Origin of the sequence: Nioella nitratireducens (assembly GCF_001879715.1) — a bacterium.
Classification (GTDB): Bacteria; Pseudomonadota; Alphaproteobacteria; order Rhodobacterales; family Rhodobacteraceae; genus Nioella; species Nioella nitratireducens.
On sequence record NZ_MNBW01000019.1, the window covers coordinates 16216 to 36991 of the forward strand.

A 20776-nucleotide genomic window follows, 5' to 3' on the forward strand; every position below is an offset into this window, starting at 1 on the left:
CGATCCATGGTGGATGTCACGGTCAGGGGGGCGGGGATTTTCGGGCTGAGCGTGGCCTGGGCTTGTCTGGTGCGGGGGGCTTCGGTTCGGGTAATCGACCCGAACGGGGTGGCTTCGGGGTCGTCCGGCGGGCTGGTCGGGGCGCTCGCGCCGCACACACCGGAACGCTGGAACGACAAGAAAGAGCTTCAATTTCAAAGCCTTGATATGGCCGAGGCGCTGTGGGCAGAGGTGGCTGAGCTGGGCGGCAAAGATCCGGGCTATGCCCGCACGGGGCGCATCCAGCCGGTGGGCGCGCTGGAATTGGCCACCGAACGCGCCCGCGCGGCGCAAGAGCTGTGGAAGGGCAAATACACATGGGAGATCCGCGATGTGCGGGAGTTCGGGGCGTTCGTGCCGGTCACGCCATCGGGCCTTGTGATCCACGATACGCTCACTGCGCGCGCCCATCCGCGCAAGGCAACGGCGGCCCTTGCGGCGGCGGTGATCGCCAAGGGTGGCGAGATCGTCGAGGATGCCGCGGAACAGGGCAAGGTTGTCCATGCGACGGGCGCGGCGGGGTTGGTGGCGTTGTCGGAAGAGCTTGGCAAGCCTGTGGGGGCGCCGATCAAGGGACAATCCGCGATCCTCGATTACGACGCCCGCGACTTGCCGCAGGTTTTCGTCGATGGTCTGCATGCCGTGCCCCATGCGGATGGGACCGTGGCTATTGGGTCAACCACGGAACGAGAGTTCGACGATTCCAGCCGCTGTGACGGCGGGCTGGACGATATCCTGGGCCGGATCGTGCGCTTGATCCCTGTTTTAAAAAACAAAACCGTGTTGGAGCGCTGGGCCGGATTGCGCCCGCGCGCCCGATCGAGGGCGCCGATGTTGGGGGCCTATCCGGGGCGGGACCGGGAATTCATCGCCAATGGCGGGTTCAAGATCGGCTTTGGCATGGCGCCCGTTGTCGGGCAGCTCATGGCCGACCTGGTGCTGGACGGAGAAGACCGGATTCCAGAGAGTTTCCGGGTCGAGGCGTCCTTGCCCAAGGGGTAGGAGAACTGGCCGGGGCGGTCCCCCGGCCAAGATTTCCGACAGGTGCGTCGGTTATTTCTGACACCCCTGTCGGAAATCCGTTAACCTTTCACCCGCGCGCGACCTCTTTGCGCAGGTCGGCCATCAGCTCGGTCAGTGTCGCCTCGTAGCGTTCGTTCACCAGCCGCCCGTCCGCATCGAACTGGTCCGAGGTGCTGCCCACCAAAACCTCTGGCCCCGGCAACAGACGCGGGCGGAAGGGCAGCAGGCAGAGGCGCAGGGTCCATTGCGTGCGTTCGCCGCCCGCGCGGCCGCCGGTTGCGGCCATGATCGCCACGGGCTTGTCGCGCCACGGGCTGCCCTTGGTGCGGCTGACCCAGTCAAGCGCGTTTTTCAGCACGCCCGACAGCCCCTTGTTGTATTCCGGGCCCGAGATCACGACCGCGTCGGCGTGCTTGATCTGGTCGGCGAGGCGCTGGACCTCGGCGGGGATGCCGTCGCTGTCTTCCAGATCGCCGTCATACAGTGGCAGGCGTAGGTCGGCCTCGATGAAGGTGGCGGGGGCATATAGCCGAGCCGCTTCGCGCATCAGCTTGCGATTGTACGATCCCGCGCGTAGCGAGCCTGAAATCCCCAAAAGGGTTCCGCTGGACATTCTATCTCTACTCCGATCAAACCTTGTCGGGACAATCTAAGATCGAGGTCTGGAATGGCAAATGTACATGGTGGGCAAATCCTGGTGGACTGTCTGAGGGCTTTCGGAGTCCGGCGGGTTTTCTCGGTGCCGGGGGAAAGTTTCCTGGCTGCGCTGGACGGATTGCACGACAGCGGACTGGAAAACGTCGTCTGCCGTCAGGAAGGTGGCGCGGCGATGATGGCCGAGGCGCATGGCAAGATGGGGCCGATGCCCGGCGTGGTCTTCGTGACACGCGGCCCCGGTGCGACCAATGCCAGCGCGGGCCTGCATATCGCCATGCATGATGCCACGCCTCTGGTCTGTTTCGTCGGGCAGGCCCCGCTGAAGCACCGTGACCGGGGCGTGTTCCAAGAGGTCGATTACCGCGCGTTTTTCGGGCCGTTGGTGAAATGGGTGGCCGAGGTCGAACGCACCGACCGCATCGCGGAATATGTCGCCACGGCGTTTCGGATTGCCCGGTCGGGCCGCCCCGGTCCGGTCGTGCTGGCGCTGCCGGAAGATGTGCTGTCGGCCCTTGCCGAGGAAACGCCCCACACCGACGCCGCGTCGCCGGATCTGGAGATGTCGGACCGGCAGGCCAAACGAGTGCTGGAGGTTCTGGGCACGGCAGAGCGCCCGATGATCGTGGTTGGCGGGTCCAGTTGGGATGCCACGACCGCGCAAACCGCGGCCGAGGTCGCCCGGCGTCTGGGTGCGCCGATCGCGGCCACGTTCCGGCGGCAGGACTATATCGACAACGATCACCCCAATTATGCGGGCGATCTGGGGGTGGGCATGAACCCCGCGTTGGGCAAGCGCTTGTCGCAGGCGGATGCGATCCTGGTGGTCGGGGCCGAGTTGAACGACATCACCACGCAGGATTTTTCGTTGATCGACGCCGCCCATCCGCCCCGGATCGTGCAGGCGAGTTCCGATCCCGATGCGCTGTCGAAACACTACCCGGCAGAGCTGTCGTTTACGGTCGATCCGGCGGCGGCCTTTGGTGCGCTTGCGGCGGCCTTGCCCGATCGCGCGGGGGCCGACCGGGGGGCAAAGGCCGCGCGGGCGGAATTCGAGGCCTGGCAGACGCCCAAGGAAACCCCCGGCGAGGTGAAGCTGGAAGAGGTCATCTGCTGGCTGCGCGACAATGCCGACCCCAAGACGATCATCACCAACGGCGCGGGCAATTACGCGGCCTTCCTGCACCGCTATTACCGCTTTCGCCAGTTCGGCACGCAATTGGCGCCGACCTCGGGGTCGATGGGCTATGGCCTGCCCGCCGCCGTGTCGGCCAAGCTGAACCACCCCGAGCGGCCGGTGATCTGCCTTGCCGGGGACGGCTGTTTGCAAATGACCATTCAAGAGCTGTCCACCGCCCGCCAATATGGTGCGGATATCATCGTGATCGTGGCCAATAACGGGCGCTACGGCACGATTCGGATGCACCAGGAAAAGAGCTATCCGCAGCGGGTGTCGGGCACCAACCTGTTCAATCCCGATTACGTGGCGCTGGCCGGGGCCTATGGCGGCACCGGGCATCTGGTGACGAAAACCGGGGAGTTCCCCGCCGCCTATCGCGCGGCTGAGGCCGGCGGGCTGCATATCATCGAGCTACGGCTTGATCCCGACATGCTGTCGACCGGCTTTTCGATCAGCGATCTGACACAGGACTGATGTGTCCTGCCAACCGCATGGCTCCCACTTTTGCGCGACATGCCCTAGGTCGGGCGACCAGACGCGGTCTGCGGGGCGGCGGCGTCATCCAGCAATCGCACCTCGCGTTGCGGAAACGGGATCGAGACGCCGTTTTCGTGGAACGCGTCCCACAGCGCGAGAAAGACGTTGCCACGGATGTTGGTAAGGCCGCCGGTGGGATCTTCGATCCAGAAGCGCAGGATGTAATCCACCGAGGAGTCGCCGAAGCCGACGATATGGCAAACCGGCTGCTTGATGGAAAGGACGCGATCCACGCTTTTCGCGGCCTCGATGGCCAGCGCGCGCACTTTGTGCGGGTCGTCGCCGTAGGACGTGCCGAAATGGATGTCGAGCCGCACATAGGCGTCGGAGTGGGACCAGTTCACCACCTGGTTGGTGATCAGGTCTTCGTTCGGAATCAGGTATTCCTTGCCGTCGCGGGTGACGACGCTGGCGTAGCGCGCGCCGAGCGTGTTGATCCAGCCGAAGGTGTCGCCAAGGCTGATCACGTCACCCGGTTTGATCGACTTGTCCAACAGAATGATGATGCCCGAGACGAGGTTGGACACGACCTTTTGCAGACCGAAGCCAAGCCCGACGCCGATGGCGCCAGAGAGGACCGCCAGCCCGGTCAGGTCGACGCCGACGGCGCGCAGCCCGGCAAAGAGCGCCGCGCCGTAGAGCAGCAGTTGCACGGCCTTGACCACAAGCACGCGCATCGAGGGGGAAATATCCTCGTTTCGCTGGATACGGGCCGAGGCGGTCTTGGACAGGAAACGCGCCCCGAAGAGCAGTGCCGAAACGAGGACGAAGGCCTGCACCAGCAACAGCAGCGACAGGCGCATGCCGCCAATCGGGAAGCCGACACTGTCGAGCACGATCGCCGCGCGGTCGGTCAGGTTCAGGATCGAGAGGGTCACATAGCTCCATGCGCCATATCGCAGGATGGTGCGCATGACGGGCGAGCGGACATAGCGGGTGACGAAGGTGACGACCAGCCAAGCCACCGCCAACCGCGCCGCGATGCTGAGCAGGTAGGATCGGCTTGGCCATGTCACCTCGCGCATGATCCAGACCGTCAGCCAGATCAGGACGACGAAGAAGATGCCCAGCATCCGCTTGTGCACGAAGGCCAGAATGCGCATTCGCCACATCGGCCAGCCCTGCCGCGAGGCCATCCATTTGCGGATGCGGGGGCCGAACAGGCGGCGTAGCAGCCAAGCGGCCAGCAGCAGGCCCGCGACGATGCAGATCTGGTAGAAATTCCACGGGCGCAGCAGGCTTTCGGCGAAGGTGCGCAGCTCGTCAAACAATGACAGCCCGATATCGGCCGCCTGATCCAGCGGTGTCGGTGACGGGGCCGCGTCGAGCGGGGTGGGGGTGTCTGGCTCCATGATGCTCCTTCGGGGCTGGATGAATCATGGCGCGTCGCGGCCCAACGGGCAAGCGCAACCCTTGGCAAGCGCGCGGGCCGGGTGTATCTGCCGGGGGGATGACACGAATTTTCGACATGGATGACCGGACGCGCCTGCCCTGGCGGTTTTACGGTCTCTGCGCCTCGGGGCGGGTCAGCGGGCTATCGCCCAGCTGACCTTCGCCACCCTGTTCGCAGCCACACCCCCGAGAGAGACCCAAAGATGACCGGCAAGACGCTCTACGACAAGATCTGGGATGCCCACCTGGCCCACGAGGCCGAGGACGGCACCAGCCTGCTTTATATCGACCGCCACCTGGTGCACGAAGTGACCAGCCCGCAGGCCTTTGAAGGGCTGCGCATGACGGGCCGCACGGTGCATGCGCCCGACAAGACCATCGCCGTGCCGGACCATAACGTGCCGACCACGCCGGGCCGCGACAACCCCGACCAGATGCCAGAGGACAGCCGCATTCAGGTGGCTGCGCTGGACACCAACGCCAAGGAATTCGGGATTCACTACTACCCGGTGTCGGACGTGCGTCAGGGCATCGTGCACATCGTCGGCCCCGAGCAGGGCTGGACCCTGCCGGGCATGACCGTGGTTTGCGGCGACAGCCACACCGCAACCCACGGTGCCTTTGGCGCGCTGGCGCATGGCATCGGCACCTCTGAGGTCGAGCATGTGCTGGCGACGCAGACGCTGATCCAGTCGAAATCCAAGAACATGAAGGTCGAGATCACCGGCACGTTGCAACCGGGCGTCACCGCCAAGGACATCACCCTTGCCGTGATCGGCGAGACCGGCACCGCAGGCGGCACCGGCTACGTCATCGAGTATTGCGGCGAAGCGATCCGCGACCTGTCGATGGAAGGCCGCATGACCGTGTGCAACATGGCGATTGAAGGTGGCGCGCGCGCGGGCCTGATCGCGCCGGACCAGAAGACCTTTGATTATGTGCAGGGTCGCCCGCACGCGCCGAAGGGCGCCCAGTGGGAAGCGGCGCTGGCATGGTGGAAGACTCTCTATTCCGATGACGACGCGCATTGGGACAAGGTCATCACGCTGAAGGGCGAGGATATCGCCCCCGTCGTGACCTGGGGCACCAGCCCCGAGGATGTGCTGCCGATCACGGCGAGCGTTCCGGCCCCGGAAGACTTTACCGGCGGAAAGGTCGATGCGGCCAAGCGCGCGCTCGACTACATGGGCCTGACGCCGGGCCAGAAGCTGAGCGACGTGGCCATCGACACCGTCTTTATCGGCTCCTGCACCAATGGCCGGATCGAAGACCTGCGGGCCGCCGCCGCCGTGCTGAAGGGCAAGAAGATCAAGGACGGCATCCGCGCGATGGTGGTTCCCGGTTCGGGCCTTGTGCGCGCGCAGGCCGAGGAAGAGGGGCTGGCCGATATCTTCAAGGAGGCCGGTTTTGAATGGCGTCTGGCGGGCTGTTCCATGTGCCTTGCCATGAACCCTGACCAACTGTCCCCCGGTGAGCGTTGCGCGGCAACCTCGAACCGGAACTTCGAAGGGCGTCAGGGCCGTGGGGGGCGCACCCACCTGATGAGCCCGGCCATGGCCGCCGCCGCTGCCGTGACCGGCCACCTGACCGATGTGCGCGACCTGATGTAAAGCCACGAATCGCCTGCGCCGGTTGTCTTGCGCCCCGCGCGAAACAGCGGCCGCAGGCCGCCGCGCATCGACGGGCCGCCCCCCGACACGGCGATTTGGTCGGGCTTGGCGCACCGCTCAGAGCGTGTGCGGGTTTGGCCGACATACAGCGCTGCTGCACAAAGGTGGAATCGCAGCTCCGGGGCCCACCGACTTGGGGGACCCATACGTTGCGCGGGGAATACGAGGGACCGCCTGCAATGGCGGTTTTGCACAAATGCCCGGCGGGAAACCGTCGGGCATTCGCATTTCGGCACTGTTTTGACACATTTGATTGTCAACCTGTCTTAACAGACAGGAGACATCTGGAATGAAGCAACTCGAGTTTTGGCTATCCTTGGGCAGTCCGTACACCTATCTGACGGTGATGCGGCTTCCTGAGATCGTCCAGAAAACCGGTCTGGAAGTTGAGTGGCGCGTCTTCTCGCTTCGCAAGGTCATGAGCTCGCTTGAAGGTCATCCGTTCTCGGAAAACCAGCCCAAGGCCAAATACATGTGGGATGATATCGGACGTCGGGCCGCGAAATATGGCTTGTCCCCGCGCCTGCCTGCGCCGTTTCCGCTGGATGCCTGCGATCTGGCCAACCGGGTGGCGCTGGTCGCCGATCAGGAAGGACGGCTGAGGGATTTCGTCATTGCCAGCTTTCGCCGGTGGTTCCATGACGGCCACCCCGCCGGGGCCGAGCCCAACCTGAGCCACAGCCTGACCGAAGTGGGCCTGAACCCGGACAAGGTGATTCGCCGCGCAGAAAGCGCCGCGATTGAACGGGCCTTTGAAAAAGAGACCAGTGCCGCGCGCGAGCGGGGGATTTTCGGCGCCCCCAGTTTTGTCGTCGATGGCGAATTGTTCTGGGGCGATGACCGGCTGAATGACGCAGTGGCCTTTGCCATTCCGCAGCCCAAGGCGCGGGTGATGAAGAAATCGGCCTCGGTCGTCACGCAATTGCGGCCAAAGCCCGGTCCAGGGCGGAATTCGATCGTACCCCGCAGGCCGTTGCCGCACGGGTAACGAGGGTATCGACGGCTGTCGCCGGATCGTCGGCGCCAAGGGCCTGGCTCCGCGCGGCCAGCCTGTCGATTGCCGTGCCGCTGTTCCCCAGTTTGCCGACCAGCCAGTCGCAAAGCAGCACCATGTCGCCCGCCTGAGCTTCGCCGGTTCGGTAATGATCCATGATCGCATCGCGCAGTTCGGTCTTGCCGCCATTGGGAAAGTCACCGTCCTGTGCCAGCACAAGGGCGGCCAGCCCGACCGTGGCCATGCGCGGTTCGACGATCGACTCGACCGGGTCGGAATGCTGGCGGATCAGGCCCGACAGCCGCGTGCCGCGCCCGGCCAATTCCTGCCCAAGGTCCATCGCCATATCGACAGTGTTGCGCAGCGTGCCGATCTTGCGGCGATGGGTCAGGAAAATGCCAACCGGGATGGCAAGGAATATGGCTATTGCGAGGATGGTTTCCATGAAGACTCTCCTTTGACAGGACTTTGACATGACACCCCGGTCCGGCCAGGACCGGCCGGGGCGGATGCAAGCGCGATCAGAGGAAAATGCGTTCGATCGTCCAGTAGGCGGCCACGATGCTGATCACGACCGAGCCGACCATCGACACGGCCCGATAGGTCACCTGAAGCTCGCGCACGGGCTTTTCTTCCTCGGGCAGAGGGGCCAGCGTAGACAGGCGGCAGGCCACCATGACAAGCACCAGCATCGTCATGATGATGGCGAGCTGGCCGAATTCGACGCCGATGTTGAAGCCGATCAAGGCGGCGACAAAGCTGCTCGCGGTGATTCCGAATTCGCCAAGCACCGTTGCAAAGCCAAGCCCGTGCAGCAGGCCGAAGGCGAAGACGACGGCGGTTCGGGTTTTCACGTTGGTATGGCCCCAGATGTTTTCCAGCCCGACGAACACGATCGACAGCGCGATGAGGGGTTCGACGATGCTGGGGGACACCGAGACGATGCCAAGACTGGCCAGGGCCAGCGCTATCGTGTGGGCCGCGGTAAAGGATGTGACCTGAAACAGCAGGGGCCGCAGGTGCAGCGAGAAGAAGAAGAGGCCGAGCACGAAGAGGATGTGGTCGACGCCGAGGGGAACGATATGTTCAAAGCCCACCGGGATATAGCGCAGGAAGACCGAGCCTGCGCCCTCGGTCCGGATCTCGATCCGCGACAGGGGTTCGGTCAGGTTGCCGTCTTGCAGAAAGGCGGTGTAGGCATCCTCGCCGCCGCCGACCTGCCGCACGACCAGGTCACCATAAAGCGCGGCCCAGCCGAATTGCACCGGGCTGTCGCCTTCGGGCAGGTCTGCCGTCAGGTTGATGGTCGAGGTTCGGGCAACGTCGGTGTTGCCGATCTCGGGGATCGACGCGCCCACGAGGGTGGGCACGATGCGCGCTCCATCCACCTCGATCACGATGCGGCGGGCCATGCGCGGCCAGAACTCATCGAGCGCGGTGCGCAGGGCCATCGGGCTCATGGTGCGGTAGCGGTCGTAGGTTTCGGCTTCGGGGGCCTCGGTGGTATCGACCAGTGTCGAGAGGTCCATTTCCGCAAGGATGGATTCCAGTGACAGCTGAATGTCTACGGATACCGAGTCGGGCCTGACGGCGATGTCTGAAATGGCAGGGTCGATTTCATGGGCGCGGGCAAGGGGGGCGGCGCTCACGAGGATGAGAATTGACAGCGCAAGGAAACGCGCCAGTTTGTTTGAAAACATATTGGAATCTCTCATGTCCTATCTCGCTCGCGTTTTGTTTGCCGTAAATGTGGCGCTGTTGCCAGCCATTCCCAGTGCCGCGCATGAATTCTGGATAGATCCGGTGGAGTATTCGATCTCGCCCGGGGATCAGTTGCAGGCGCATATTCGCGTCGGGTCCAACTATGACGGCACCTCTCTGGTCTATTTGCCGCGCAATTTTTCGCGGTTCGAGGTGGCGATTGGGGATGAGTTGATCGCGGTCGAGGGCCGGATGGGCGCGCGCCCGGCCTTGCAGATGGAGACCCCCGGCGAGGGGCTGGCGGTGATCCTTTACGAGGCCACCGACAATATCGTGAACTGGGACGAGTGGGACCGCTTCGTGGGCTTTTGTGAACACAAGGATTTCACCGAGGTTCTGGACCGTCATCTGGACCGTGGCTTGCCCCAGACCGGGTTTTCAGAATCCTATACCCGCCATGTGAAAAGCCTTGTCGCGATCGGCGATGGCGCGGGCGCGGATCGGGCGTTTGGCCTGCGCACCGAATTCGTGGCGCTTGCCAATCCCTATACCGACGATCTGTCGGACGGCCTGCCCGTGCGGTTGCTGCTGGAGGGTGAGCCACGCCGCGATGTGCAGGTGGAACTGTGGGACCGCGCCCCGGATGGCGAGATTTCGGTGGTGAAATACCGGACCGATCAGGACGGCGAGGCGCTGTTGCCGGTGGTGCCGGGGCATATCTACATGGCCGATTCCGTCACCATGCTCGAGCGTGAACCGGAAACCCCGGACGATCCGGTGTGGCATTCGCTTTGGGCCTCGCTCACCTTCGAGGTGCCTGCGGAATAGGGGCGTCTTGTGTTGGCGAGGCGAAGCGGCTATGCCCCTTTGCGGACGTGAAGGAGACCCCGTGACATGGAAAAGTTCACCAAGCTGACCGGCATCGCCGCACCGCTGCCGTTGATCAACGTCGATACCGACATGATCATTCCCAAGCAGTTCCTGAAGACGATCAAGCGCTCGGGCCTCGGGGTGAACCTGTTCGACGAAATGCGCTATGACGATGACGGCAACGAGATTGCCGATTTCGTGCTGAACAAACCCGCCTATCGCAACGCGGAAATCCTTGTCGCCGGTGACAATTTCGGCTGTGGCTCGTCGCGGGAACACGCGCCTTGGGCGCTGCTTGACTTCGGTATCCGCTGCGTGATCGCACCAAGCTTTGCCGACATCTTCTTCAACAACTGCTTCAAGAACGGCATCCTGCCCATCGTCCTGCCGCAAGAGCAGGTCGATCTGCTGATGGACGATGCAGAGCGTGGCGCCAATGCCGTGGTCTCGGTCGATCTGGAAAACCAGACCATCACAGGCCCCGATGGCGGGGAAATCCACTTCGAGGTCGACGCTTTCCGCAAGCATTGCCTGCTGAACGGTCTGGACGATATTGGCCTGACGCTGGAGAAAGCGGCGTCGATCGAGGCGTTCGAGACGAAGGCTGCGCAAGAGCGCCCTTGGGTCTGAAAACCTCGAAAACACAACATGTTGCCCCTCGGAATTTCCGGGGGGCTATTTTTTTGTGACTGATGCAACAGAGAGACAGTGAATTTCTCAAAATCGCCACAGTGATTTCTTAGCCCCAGTCAAACACTTGCGAAGTTGGGCGAATGTGGGCAAGATCGTGGCAAATGAGGCAATCCGGTGGCAGCCGGATAAAAACGTGGATTAAGGGTCCGTTCAAAAAGGACCCGTCCAGGTTGAGGATTTGGGCAGTGATCGCACAGCTAACCAGCGCTGTGGTGCGGGCGATTCTTGTATTGATCGTCATTTCCACACCGTCCCTGCTGCTACCGGCGCAATCGCCGGATGGCGGGCAGGTGGTCATGCTTGTGGCCCTGTTCGCCGCTATCTTCACTTTTTCCGAATATGCCTCGACCTATCCCAGCCTGATCGAATTCCGGGATGCGCCGCCGTTCAACCGGGTGCGCCTGATCGGCATGTTCATCACGCTCTTCCTGCTAAGCCTTGTCGCCGGGTCATCGGAAGGGCCGGAAACCTTGAACCTGATCGTGAACGCGACCGGGCTGGTTCTGGCCCATGCTCTGGATTTTGCCTATAGCCCGATCTGGCTGTTGCAGGTCTACCTGCCCGAGAATGCGACCACGGCCGATCTGACGCTGTTACGCACCATGGGGGGGCTGAGCTTCCTTGTCGGCTTGGTGACGATCAGCATCTTCGCGGTCATCATGCGGCTGAAAAGCTGGCCGAACCCCAATACCAGCTTCAACGTCTGGGTGAACCTGCCGACCTTCGATCCCACGGCGGGCGGCGACGTGGTGGCCCGGTTGACGCGGGACTCTCGTATTAACCTGATCTTAGGATGTGCTCTGCCATTCCTGATGCCGGTCTTGTCGAGCTACGGAATCGAGAACCTTCAGATCTCGGTGTCACGCTCGCCGCAACTGATGGTCTGGCTGGTGGGTTTATGGAGCTTTTTGCCCGTTTCCATGCTGATGCGCGGCCTTGCCATGGGGCGGGTCGCCCAGATGATCACCGAGCGGCGCAAGCGCCTGGTGCGGGACATGGACGAAAACGTGGCCTTTGCGCCAGCCTGATCCTGCTGCTGCTGGCTGCGCTGCCAGCCTGTGCTGAAACCCTTCGTATCGCGACCTACCAGACCGAACTGTCGCGGGCCGGCCCCGGCCTGCTCTTGCGCGATATCCTGTCGGGCGAGGATGCACAGGTCGCCGCCGTGGTGGCGGTGATCGCCAATGCCGGGCCGGATCTGTTGCTGTTGCAGGGGGTGGATTACGATCTGGAGGGGCGGGCGCTTGGGGCCTTGGCGGATCGATTGCAGGCGGCGGGGGCGATCTATCCCTATCGTCTGGCGTTGCCGCCCAATACCGGGGTTCCCACGGGGTTGGATCTGGATGGCGACGGGCGGCGCGGTGGCCCAAGGGATGCGCAGGGCTGGGGGATGTTTCGCGGTCAGGGCGGGATGGCGGTGCTGTCGCGGCTGCCGATACAGCAGGACGGGGTTCTGGATTTCAGCGGCTTTTTGTGGAGTGACCTGCCCGCGGGGCAGGCAGCGCAGGTGCTGGGACCAGAGGCCCTGAGGCGGCAACGTCTGGCCAGCGTGGCGGCGTGGGAGGTGCCGGTTGTGACCCCGGCCGGGGCGATGCGGCTGCTTGCCTTGCACGCGACGCCCCCGGTTTTCGACGGGCCCGAGGATCGGAACGGGCACCGCAACGAGGATGAGCTTTGGTTCTGGCTGCGGCGAATCGACGGCTGGTCGCCCCGGGGGGCGCCGTCGCTGCGCGCGCCCTTCGTGCTGGCCGGTATCCTGAACGCAGACCCCGAGGATGGAGAGGCCCGGCGGGGCGCGCTGACCGCCGCGCTTGGCCATCCGGCATTGCAAGATCCCCGCCCAACGAGCGCGGGCGGGGCGGAGCTGGGCGATGCCACGGACACCGCCGACTGGCCCGACCCCGAGCCGGGAAACCTGCGGGCAAGCTATGTGTTACCCTCGGAGGATCTTGCGGTGGTGGGGGCGGGCGTGTTCTGGCCTGCACCCGGTGATCCCGCGTGGCCGATCCTCGGGGGAGAGGATGGCAACGGGGCGTCACGCGGGCGTCTTGTCTGGGTGGACATCGCTTTGCCCTGAGCCGGTCTTTCCGTGCGTCGGCATATGCTGTGCGACCATGGATTCAAACGGGGTTTCTGTGAAATCGGGCAGCAGGCGGTGAAATTTCGCCCCATCCAGTTCGTGCGGCGTGTCGTAGAGATAGCGCATTTCCATCAATTCGCGCGCCAGTTCCCAGACCGGTGCGGCCAGCCGCATCTGCCACCAGGGAAACCGGCGTATGGTCAAGATCCGACCCATCCGGGCTTCGAGTGCGGTCTTCAGGTCGGTCATTGAGAAGGCATTGCCGGGGAAAGGCACATCCTCGAACCGGGCGAGGTTTTCGCGCCGGTCGGCCAGGGCCACGGCGGCGCGGGCCATGTCGGGCAGGTAGGCATAGGCGCGGCGTATTTCGGGTTTGCCCATGGCGGTGATCCGGCCCTTGGCGAGGTTTTTCAGCGTCACCATGTTCAGGATCGCACCGGGACTGGCCGGGTCGATGAAGTCGCCGCCGCGCAGAATGATGGTCTGCACGCCCTCGGAGGCGGCCTTGCGATACCGGGCTTCCATGCGTGCGCGGACGTCGCCCTTGCGGGCAACCGGGCGGTGCGGCGTGTCGGCGTCCCACGGACCGGGCTGGTCGCCGAAAACGTAGACATTGCCGGGGATGATGACGGTCGCGCCGCTGGCCTTGGCCGCCGCCAGAACCTGCTCGGTAATCTGCGGAATCAATTTGTCCCAAGCGTGGTAATTGGCCGGGTTCATCGCGTTGACGATCACGTCGGCCCCTTGGGCATCGCGGATCATGTCGCCGGTCTTGCGGTCGAAGCGGCGCACGGTCCAGCCTGCGGTTTCAAACGCCAGCGCGGCGTTGTGGCCGAAATTGCCGGACGCGCCGAGAATGAGGGCTGTTTGCGTCATGGGAGGTTTCCTTTTCCTGAGGTGCATCATCGTTTGATTGGACCCTAGACCTTTGCCTTGTGCATATGTATTGCCAAAATTCGGGTCTGTGCTATTCATTATTGAATGACAAAGACCGTGTTCGACTGGACCCTTCTGCGTGCCTTTCTGGCGGTGTGCGACACCGGATCGCTTTCTGCGGCGGCGCGCGACATTGGCCAGAGCCAACCCACCCTCGGGCGCCATATCCGCGCGTTGGAAGAGCAGGCCGGCGGGCCGCTGTTCGAGCGTCACGCGCGAGGGCTGCGGCCAAGCGCGCTTGGGCAGGCGTTGCTGCCGGGGGCCGAGGCGATGCGCGAGGGGGCAAGGCAGGTGGCGTTTGCCGCCGTCGGCCGAGATCAGCGCGCGGCGGGACCGGTGCGGGTTACAGCCAGCGTCGCGGTCTCGGTCTACATGTTGCCGCCGATCCTTGCCGCGATCCGGGCAGAGCACCCCGAGATCCAGATCGACCTTGTGCCGTCGGACAGGTCCGAGAACCTGCTGTTTCACGAGGCCGATATCGCCCTGCGCATGTATCGCCCCGAGCAGTTGGACATGATCACGCGGCATCTGGGCGACGTCACCCTCGGGTTTTATGCAACACCCGACTATCTTGCACGCCGGGGCACGCCGGAGACCTTTTCCGACCTGATGGGACACGAAATGATCGGCTATGACCGCGACGACCGCATCCTGCGCGGCTTTCGCGCGGCGGGGCTGAACGTGTCGCGCGACTGGTTCGTGGTGCGCACCGACGATCAAATCGCCTATTGGGAACTGGTCTGCGCCGGGGCGGGGCTCGGCTTTGGGCAGGTCGTGGTGGGGGGGCGCGACCCCCGTGTGCGGCGGATCATGCCCGACGCGCCGCTGCCAACGCTGCCGGTCTGGCTGACCGCGCACGAGCGCACCCGTCATATCCCCCGCGTCGCCCGCGTATGGGAGGCATTGGCAGAGGGGCTGCGACCCTTCCTTTCTTGACCCTCCGGCCCGCAGCCGTTACCCGGTATCGACCCTAAATCAAGGACGGACTGACCCATGAGCAACCCCTCGCTTCTTATCCTGCCCGGCGACGGCATCGGCCCCGAGGTGATGGCCGAAGTGCGCAAGATCATCGACTGGTATGGCGCCAAGCGCGACGTCACTTTCGATGTGAGCGAAGGGCTTGTCGGGGGGTGCAGCTATGACGCGCATGGCACGCCGCTGACCGATGAGACGATGGACAAGGCGCAGTCGGTCGACGCGGTACTGCTGGGGGCCGTGGGTGGCCCGAAATACGACAGTCTCGATTTCAGCGTAAAGCCCGAACGCGGGTTGCTGCGCCTGCGCAAGGAAATGGACCTTTACGCCAACCTGCGCCCGGCCCAGTGCTTTGACGCGCTGGCTGATTTCTCGTCGCTGAAAAAGGACGTGGTGGCCGGGCTCGACATCATGATCGTGCGCGAACTGACATCCGGCATCTATTTCGGCGAACCGCGCGGGATCATCAAGGAAGGCAACGAGCGCGTCGGCATCAACACGCAACGCTATACCGAATCCGAGATCGCCCGCGTCGCCCGGTCTGCGTTCGAACTGGCCCGCAAGCGCGGCAACAAGGTCTGCTCGATGGAGAAGGCCAACGTGATGGAATCGGGCATCCTGTGGCGCGACGTGGTGACCGAAGTGCATCAGGCCGAATACCCGGATGTGGAATTGTCGCATATGTATGCCGACGCGGGTGCCATGCAGCTGTGCCGCTGGCCCAAGCAGTTCGACGTGATCGTGACCGACAACCTGTTTGGCGACCTGCTGTCCGATGCGGCGGCGATGCTGACCGGGTCGCTCGGGATGCTGCCATCTGCCTCGCTTGGCGCACCGATGGAAAACGGCCGCCCCAAGGCGCTGTATGAACCCGTCCACGGTTCTGCCCCCGACATCGCCGGTCAGGGCAAGGCCAACCCGATTGCCTGCGTTCTCAGCTTTGCCATGGCGTTGCGCTACAGCTTTGACATGGGCGCGGAAGCGGATCGTCTGGAAAAGGCGGTCGAGGATGTGCTGGCCGATGGTCTGCGCACTGCCGATCTGTTGGGGGAAGAGGGCGCGACGCCCGTGTCCACCAGCGAAATGGGCGACGCTATCGTCGCCAAGCTGGACAGCAGTCTGTAATCGAAGGGGCGCCGTTCAGGCGGCGCCCTGACCAGCCCCGGCCAGACGCACCGACAAGGGGCGTTCGGTCGGGGATTGTGCCGCCAGCGCGGCGTAGGACAAGCTGCGATCGGCGTTATGCGCCGTCCGCTGCAGCCAGCGCATCGCATCGGTCAGGTCGAAGACCTCGGGCACGCTGACCAACCCCACATGTTCGCGCAACAGGGCTGAGCGGCGCAGTTGCTTGGCGCGCCCGGCAATCAGGGCCGCCAGCCGTGTCATCTTGGCGGGGTCTGGCGGGGTTTTCTGCGCATAACGGCGTAGGGCCGCGCCAAAGGCGAGGGCCGGACGCCTGAGGCCGGGATCGGTCAACAGCACGGGAAGCATGTCGTCGGCCATCATTTGGTGCGCCATGCGGTGCATGTGGTCGAACATGTGCAGCAGCGCCGCGTAGCGGTTGGACACCGCCTTGTCCTCCTCCGAGACGTGAATTTGCGTCAGGTAGTGCTGCAGCTCGTCCAACGCCGGTTCCAACCCCTTGGCTTGTGGCCCCGGCCCGCGCCCGCCCCGCGGGTGCAGATAAGTGCCCAAGGCCCGGAACAACGCGCGCTGAATGGCCAAGGCGCTGCTGCGTGCGGCATCCATCGCGGCGCTCGGGTCGTTCAGCAACCTCCGGTCGAGCGCATCGGTCAGGTTGCCGGTCCGGCCCGGCACAAGGCGTTGGATCATGTGCGCGAAGGGGGTGGTCAGCGGCAGCATCACGACCACGCCGATCAGGTTGAAAAGCGTGTGAAACGCAACCAGTGCCGATGGGTTCGTGGCCCCTAGGGCGTGGTCCAGCAACGGCACGACGATGGGAAGCAATCCGAACGCCGCCACGCCTGTCACCACGTTGTAGGCACTGTGCGCGACCGCCGTGCGCCGCATGTCGCGAGAGCCGCCAATCGTGGCGAGGATCGCGGTGAACGTGGTGCCGACGTCCATCCCGATCGCCAAAGCCGCGCCCTGACCCAGGGTGATCGACCCGGCGCTGAGCAGAACCAGCGTGGCCGCGATCCCGGCACTGGAGGACTGGATCACCATGGTGATCCCCACCCCGATCAGCAGCAGCAACGCCCGGTCCCCGAACGTGTCGCCCGGCAGGATCTCGGGCCTCAGCCAGGTTTCGAACCCCGACACGGCGTCTTTCATCATGTCGAGGCCGATGAAGATCAGGCTGAACCCGGTCACCGCCCGCGCGACCCGTGCAAGGCGCCCGCCCGCAAGCAGGCCCACCAGAACGCTGACCAGCAACAGCGGCAGGGCGATGATGCCCAGATGCAGCTTTAGCCCCAGCAACGCCACGATCCAGCCGGTGACGGTTGTGCCGACATTGGCACCGAAGATCACGCCAAGTGCCTGCGGGAAGGTCATCAGCCCGGCCCCGACGAAGCCGATCACCGTGACCATGGTGGCCGAGGAAGACTGGATGACCGCCGTGCTGGCGGCCCCGGTCAGTGCCCCGGTGACCGGGGACGTGGTGAAACGGGCAAGAAATCTGCGCAAGTGATGGCTGGCCAGCGCCCTAAGCGCTTCGGTCATCACTTGCATGCCGACCAGAAACAGGCCTACACCGCCCGCCAATGTCAGAAGTTCCGGTGTCATCCGCCCTCCGTTTCGTTGCAAGAGTGTGTCTGGACTTCCCATCGGCGACAACCGATTTGGCCGGTTCCCGCGTGGGTTGTCAGCGCCGTCGATCCGTGGTCGTGTTAGCGGAACCAGAGCCGGGATTCAGTGTGACATGAACCTCAAGGGTGCGCTCTTCGCGCTTCTCGCCTTCGCCATCTTCGCCACCCATGACGTGGTGATCAAATATCTCGGGGCCACCTACGAGGCGCCGCAGATCATCTTTTTCTCGGTGCTGTTCAGCTTTCCGTTGATCGTGTTCATCCTGCTGCGCGATTCCGAGGGCGGGTCGCTGCGCCCGGTGCATCCGTGGTGGACCGCCGCACGCACGATCAGTTCGGCCTTTGGTGCCGGGGGCGCGTTCTACGCGTTTTCGGTTCTGCCGCTGACGCAGGTCTATCCGATCCTCTTCGCGATGCCGCTGCTGATCACCATCTTTGCCATTCCGATTCTGGGGGAACGGGTCGGGATTCACCGGGCGCTTGCGGTGATCGTCGGCCTTGTCGGTGTGATCGTGGTGCTGCAACCGCGCACGGCCACGCTCAGCCCCGGACATTTCGCGGCGCTTGGGGCGGCGGTGTTTTCGGCCTTTGCCTCGATCGTCATGCGCAAGATCGGGCGGGAAGAGCGGACGGTTGTTCTGCAACTCTACCCGCTGATCGTGAATTTTCTGGTCATGGGCGCGCTGTTGCCGTTCGTCTATGTGCCGATGCAACTGGTGGATCTGGGCGCCAGCGCGGTGGTGGCGAGCTTTGCGATGATGGCGACCGCCTGTCTGGTGATGGCCTATCGGCTGGCGCCGGCCGTGATCGTCGCGCCAATGCAATATTCACAAATCATCTGGGCCAGCATTTTCGGCGCGCTTTTCTTCGGCGAAACGCTGGATCGCCCGACGGTCATCGGAACCGGGATCATCATCGCGTCGGGGCTCTATATCGTGTTGCGGGAAGATCGGCGTTCGACAGGATCGAAACAACCGGTCTTGCGCACGCGGACGCGTGTGGGCACACCGTCGTCACCGCGTATCGCCGCTTTCCTTCGCCGAAACCGCCCTGAATGACCGATCCATCAGCCCCCATTCGCCTTGCCGTCGTTGCGACCGCTGTCCACAGTGTCAAGACACTGGAAGCCCTGCGCGAGGTGGCGGGCGACCGGATCGCGCATGTCGTGCATCTGGGCGGGCGCGAGGCCGACTACAAGGCCAATAACTTCTTTCGGATGCGCGCCGTTCAGGGCCAACGGGGCGACCTTATGGGGGACGACCGGTTTACGGGAGCGGCCCGCGCACTGGAAACCGGGCCGCAGATGGCCGAGGCGCAGATCGAGGCGATCGACACGCTGACGCGCGGGTCGGACCAGATGGCCTATGGCTTTCATGGGATACAGGATGTGCAGGATTACCAGCACATCACCCATATTGCCCATGACGTGATGGGGCGGATGCTGGAGGACGAAGGGATCAACCATGTGCTGTTCTTCGACATCCCGCACATGTTCTATGACACCTGCCTGAAACACGCCGCCGAGGCGCGGGGCGTCGAGGTGCTGATCCTGCGGCAGAGCTTTTTCCCGAGGCAGTTCTTTTCGATGCGGCGCACCGCCGAGTTGGGGCATCTTGGGTCGCGTCCCGGCGACGCGAATGCCGCGCCTGTTCCGCTGCCCGACGGGGGGGCGGACCTGTTCTATATGGAAGGGATCAAGCAGGAGAGAGAGGCGCCGGGGGGCCTTAGCCTGCGTGGAGTGGGGCAGATGATTGCCCATCACGCGGTGAACGCGCCATGGAAACTGTTGAACCCGGTCTACATGGCGCGGCTTGTGCGGCGGATGCGGCGGATCGCGGGGCGGTTTCCCAAGTGGCGCGATCCCTTCGCCAGCTTTTTCCATACCGATCATCTGGCCTATTTCGACTACCTGGCCGGGGTCGAGGATCATGAGCCGGACCTTCAACGCCCCTACGTCTATTTTCCCCTGCAACTGCAACCGGAAATGACCACCAGCAGCCTTGGGGGCCGGTATCGGGACCAATTGCTCGCCCTCGAACGGCTGGCCGAGATCCTGCCCGAGGGGCACAAGATATACGTCAAGGAAAACCCCAAGCAGACCGGCAAAATGCGCAGCCCGCTGTTCTTTCACCGGCTGGAACGGATCGAACAGGTCGAGCTGATGCCAAGCCATGCCAACAGCCAGACCTTGCTGGCCCATGCGGTGGCCGTGGCCAACGTTTCTGGCACCGTGGGGTGGGAGGCAGTTGCCGCGGGCAAGCCGGTTCTGTGTTTCGGGGCGACATGGTGGGCCGAAGCGCCGGGGGTGACACGCTATCGGCCCGGACTGGGCTTTGACCAGCTCATCGCCAATGTGCCGGAGCGCGCCGCCGTGGAACGGTTCACTGGCGTGCTTCGGGCGCGGTCCCATGTCGGCTATGTCCAACGTCATTTCGCCCGCGCCGACGCGGATGTGCCGGATGAGGACAACGCGCGCGACGTGGCGCGGACGATCCTTGGCCTGCTTGAGGGAGAGGTGCCCCTGACCTTTGACCCCATGGAGGCGACCCCATGAGCCGTATCGCCATCATCCCTGCGCGCGGCGGGTCCAAGCGGATTCCGCGCAAGAACATCAAGCCGTTCCTTGGGCAGCCGATGCTGCACTGGCCGATCCGGGCGGCGCGCGGCAGCGGCCTGTTCGACAGGATCGTCGTGTCGACCGATGACGCAGGCATTGCCGAGGTTGCGCGCGCCGCGGGGGTCGAGGCGCTGATGCGCCCCGCCGACCTGTCCGACGACCGGACCGGCGTCGTTCCGGTGGTGCAACACGCCCTGCGCGAAATTGGCGAGGGTGCGGAGGCCGCCTGCCTGATCTATGCGACCGCGCCGTTCCTGCGGGCTGAAGACCTGACGGCGGGGTGGCGGGCGCTGGCGGGGGCGTCCTTTAGCCTGTCGGTCACCACCTTCCCGTTTCCGATCCAGCGCGCGGTTCTGAAAACGCCCGAGGGGCGGCTTGCCATGGTCCAGCCGGAGCACGCCCAGACCCGCAGCCAGGACTTGCCCGAGGCGTTCCACGACGCCGCGCTGTTTGCATGGGGGACGCGGGCCGCTTGGCTGTCCGATCTGCCGCTCTATGGCCATGCAACAGCCCCGGTCGAAATCCCGCGCCATCTGGTGCAGGATGTGGACACGCCCGAGGACTGGACCCGCGCGGAATACATGGGTCGCGCGTTGATCGCCGCCGGAGAGATCGCCGCACCTTGACCCGCGCGCCCTGTCAGA

Annotated in this window: 19 protein-coding genes; 13 read left to right on the forward strand and 6 right to left on the reverse strand. The window is 64.2% G+C overall.

Annotated elements, in window-relative coordinates; translation table 11 throughout:
• Window positions 1–6: 6 nt before the first annotated feature.
• Window positions 7–1041 carry an NAD(P)/FAD-dependent oxidoreductase gene (locus BKY27_RS16125; protein ID WP_071675518.1) on the forward strand — a complete coding sequence of 345 codons (1035 nt, stop codon included), beginning with the start codon at window positions 7–9 and terminating at the stop codon, window positions 1039–1041.
• Between the two features lie 88 nt (window positions 1042–1129).
• Here BKY27_RS16125 and BKY27_RS16130 read toward each other — a convergent pair whose 3' ends face one another.
• Window positions 1130–1675, reverse strand: a complete 546-nt coding sequence (locus BKY27_RS16130; RefSeq protein ID WP_071675519.1) for an NADPH-dependent FMN reductase — start codon at window positions 1673–1675, stop codon at window positions 1130–1132.
• Window positions 1676–1729: 54 nt separating this feature from the next.
• On the opposite strand from BKY27_RS16130, the gene BKY27_RS16135 reads away from it, so the two are divergent.
• Window positions 1730–3370, forward strand: coding sequence for a thiamine pyrophosphate-dependent enzyme (locus BKY27_RS16135; protein WP_071675520.1), 1641 nt, complete (start codon window positions 1730–1732; stop codon window positions 3368–3370).
• 44 nt (window positions 3371–3414) lie between these two features.
• Here the strand turns inward: BKY27_RS16135 and BKY27_RS16140 are convergent, their stop codons facing one another.
• Window positions 3415–4785, reverse strand: coding sequence for a mechanosensitive ion channel family protein (locus BKY27_RS16140; protein ID WP_071675521.1), 1371 nt, complete (start codon window positions 4783–4785; stop codon window positions 3415–3417).
• A gap of 243 nt (window positions 4786–5028) precedes the next feature.
• On the opposite strand from BKY27_RS16140, the gene leuC reads away from it, so the two are divergent.
• Window positions 5029–6435: a 3-isopropylmalate dehydratase large subunit gene (gene leuC, locus BKY27_RS16145; RefSeq protein WP_071675522.1), complete on the forward strand. Its 1407-nt coding sequence runs from the start codon at window positions 5029–5031 to the stop codon at window positions 6433–6435.
• Window positions 6436–6784: 349 nt separating this feature from the next.
• Window positions 6785–7483 (forward strand): 2-hydroxychromene-2-carboxylate isomerase, encoded by a 699-nt coding sequence (locus BKY27_RS16150; RefSeq protein ID WP_071675523.1) that lies wholly within the window; start codon window positions 6785–6787, stop codon window positions 7481–7483.
• On the opposite strand, the gene BKY27_RS16155 is transcribed toward BKY27_RS16150, so the two are convergent.
• Together BKY27_RS16155 and BKY27_RS16160 are read right to left on the reverse strand one after the other, a co-directional pair.
• On the reverse strand, window positions 7410–7934 hold the full coding sequence (locus BKY27_RS16155; RefSeq protein WP_071675524.1) for a hypothetical protein: 525 nt from the start codon (window positions 7932–7934) through the stop codon (window positions 7410–7412). The genes BKY27_RS16150 and BKY27_RS16155 overlap by 74 nt on opposite strands.
• 76 nt (window positions 7935–8010) lie before the next feature.
• A complete protein-coding gene (locus tag BKY27_RS16160; protein ID WP_233491864.1) occupies window positions 8011–9204 on the reverse strand; it encodes a HupE/UreJ family protein in 1194 nt (397 codons plus the stop codon).
• Between BKY27_RS16160 and BKY27_RS16165 the strand changes: the two genes are divergently transcribed.
• From BKY27_RS16165 to BKY27_RS16180, 4 genes are all read left to right on the forward strand, one after another.
• Entirely contained in the window at window positions 9203–10018 is an 816-nt protein-coding gene (locus tag BKY27_RS16165; protein ID WP_071675550.1) for a DUF4198 domain-containing protein, read from the forward strand. The two genes, BKY27_RS16160 and BKY27_RS16165, sit on opposite strands and share 2 nt — an antisense overlap.
• Before the next feature lie 66 nt (window positions 10019–10084).
• Entirely contained in the window at window positions 10085–10690 is a 606-nt protein-coding gene (leuD, locus tag BKY27_RS16170; RefSeq protein ID WP_071675526.1) for a 3-isopropylmalate dehydratase small subunit, read from the forward strand.
• A 248-nt stretch (window positions 10691–10938) separates the two neighbouring features.
• Window positions 10939–11781, forward strand: coding sequence for a hypothetical protein (locus BKY27_RS16175; protein ID WP_071675527.1), 843 nt, complete (start codon window positions 10939–10941; stop codon window positions 11779–11781).
• Between the two features lie 95 nt (window positions 11782–11876).
• A complete protein-coding gene (locus tag BKY27_RS16180) occupies window positions 11877–12830 on the forward strand; it encodes an endonuclease/exonuclease/phosphatase family protein (protein WP_199559116.1) in 954 nt (317 codons plus the stop codon).
• On the opposite strand, the gene BKY27_RS16185 is transcribed toward BKY27_RS16180, so the two are convergent.
• A complete protein-coding gene (locus BKY27_RS16185; protein WP_071675528.1) occupies window positions 12789–13709 on the reverse strand; it encodes an NAD-dependent epimerase/dehydratase family protein in 921 nt (306 codons plus the stop codon). The two genes, BKY27_RS16180 and BKY27_RS16185, sit on opposite strands and share 42 nt — an antisense overlap.
• 105 nt (window positions 13710–13814) lie before the next feature.
• Between BKY27_RS16185 and BKY27_RS16190 the strand changes: the two genes are divergently transcribed.
• Window positions 13815–14705 carry a LysR family transcriptional regulator gene (locus tag BKY27_RS16190; RefSeq protein WP_071675529.1) on the forward strand — a complete coding sequence of 297 codons (891 nt, stop codon included), beginning with the start codon at window positions 13815–13817 and terminating at the stop codon, window positions 14703–14705.
• 57 nt (window positions 14706–14762) lie between these two features.
• Complete coding sequence (gene leuB / locus BKY27_RS16195) at window positions 14763–15869, forward strand: 3-isopropylmalate dehydrogenase (RefSeq protein ID WP_071675530.1); 1107 nt, start codon at window positions 14763–14765, stop codon at window positions 15867–15869.
• 15 nt (window positions 15870–15884) lie between these two features.
• Here leuB and BKY27_RS16200 read toward each other — a convergent pair whose 3' ends face one another.
• The gene (locus BKY27_RS16200) at window positions 15885–17492 is read right to left on the reverse strand and encodes a Na/Pi cotransporter family protein (protein WP_071675531.1); all 1608 of its coding nucleotides are present in this window, start codon (window positions 17490–17492) and stop codon (window positions 15885–15887) included.
• Between the two features lie 136 nt (window positions 17493–17628).
• On the opposite strand from BKY27_RS16200, the gene BKY27_RS16205 reads away from it, so the two are divergent.
• Genes BKY27_RS16205 through pseF form a run of 3 tightly spaced genes read left to right on the forward strand, consistent with a single transcriptional unit; the run spans window position 17629 to window position 20758 of the window.
• Window positions 17629–18573, forward strand: coding sequence for a DMT family transporter (locus BKY27_RS16205; protein ID WP_071675532.1), 945 nt, complete (start codon window positions 17629–17631; stop codon window positions 18571–18573).
• Window positions 18570–20069 (forward strand): capsular polysaccharide export protein, LipB/KpsS family, encoded by a 1500-nt coding sequence (locus BKY27_RS16210; protein ID WP_071675533.1) that lies wholly within the window; start codon window positions 18570–18572, stop codon window positions 20067–20069. The genes BKY27_RS16205 and BKY27_RS16210 overlap by 4 nt, the downstream gene beginning before the upstream one ends.
• Complete coding sequence (gene pseF, locus BKY27_RS16215) at window positions 20066–20758, forward strand: pseudaminic acid cytidylyltransferase (RefSeq protein ID WP_071675534.1); 693 nt, start codon at window positions 20066–20068, stop codon at window positions 20756–20758. The genes BKY27_RS16210 and pseF overlap by 4 nt, the downstream gene beginning before the upstream one ends.
• The last annotated feature ends 18 nt before the right edge of the window (window positions 20759–20776 follow it).

Coding starts and splice junctions, on each gene's coding strand:
- BKY27_RS16140 (WP_071675521.1), bottom strand. CDS start 4,785: ATGGAGCCAGACACCCCCACCCCGCTCGACGCGGCCCCGTCACCGACA.
- BKY27_RS16125 (WP_071675518.1), top strand. CDS start 7: ATGGTGGATGTCACGGTCAGGGGGGCGGGGATTTTCGGGCTGAGCGTG.
- BKY27_RS16135 (WP_071675520.1), top strand. CDS start 1,730: ATGGCAAATGTACATGGTGGGCAAATCCTGGTGGACTGTCTGAGGGCT.
- pseF (WP_071675534.1), top strand. CDS start 20,066: ATGAGCCGTATCGCCATCATCCCTGCGCGCGGCGGGTCCAAGCGGATT.
- BKY27_RS16130 (WP_071675519.1), bottom strand. CDS start 1,675: ATGTCCAGCGGAACCCTTTTGGGGATTTCAGGCTCGCTACGCGCGGGA.
- leuB (WP_071675530.1), top strand. CDS start 14,763: ATGAGCAACCCCTCGCTTCTTATCCTGCCCGGCGACGGCATCGGCCCC.
- leuC (WP_071675522.1), top strand. CDS start 5,029: ATGACCGGCAAGACGCTCTACGACAAGATCTGGGATGCCCACCTGGCC.
- BKY27_RS16210 (WP_071675533.1), top strand. CDS start 18,570: ATGACCGATCCATCAGCCCCCATTCGCCTTGCCGTCGTTGCGACCGCT.
- BKY27_RS16150 (WP_071675523.1), top strand. CDS start 6,785: ATGAAGCAACTCGAGTTTTGGCTATCCTTGGGCAGTCCGTACACCTAT.
- BKY27_RS16200 (WP_071675531.1), bottom strand. CDS start 17,492: ATGACACCGGAACTTCTGACATTGGCGGGCGGTGTAGGCCTGTTTCTG.
- BKY27_RS16165 (WP_071675550.1), top strand. CDS start 9,203: ATGTCCTATCTCGCTCGCGTTTTGTTTGCCGTAAATGTGGCGCTGTTG.
- BKY27_RS16160 (WP_233491864.1), bottom strand. CDS start 9,204: ATGAGAGATTCCAATATGTTTTCAAACAAACTGGCGCGTTTCCTTGCG.
- BKY27_RS16185 (WP_071675528.1), bottom strand. CDS start 13,709: ATGACGCAAACAGCCCTCATTCTCGGCGCGTCCGGCAATTTCGGCCAC.
- BKY27_RS16155 (WP_071675524.1), bottom strand. CDS start 7,934: ATGGAAACCATCCTCGCAATAGCCATATTCCTTGCCATCCCGGTTGGC.
- BKY27_RS16190 (WP_071675529.1), top strand. CDS start 13,815: ATGACAAAGACCGTGTTCGACTGGACCCTTCTGCGTGCCTTTCTGGCG.
- leuD (WP_071675526.1), top strand. CDS start 10,085: ATGGAAAAGTTCACCAAGCTGACCGGCATCGCCGCACCGCTGCCGTTG.
- BKY27_RS16205 (WP_071675532.1), top strand. CDS start 17,629: ATGAACCTCAAGGGTGCGCTCTTCGCGCTTCTCGCCTTCGCCATCTTC.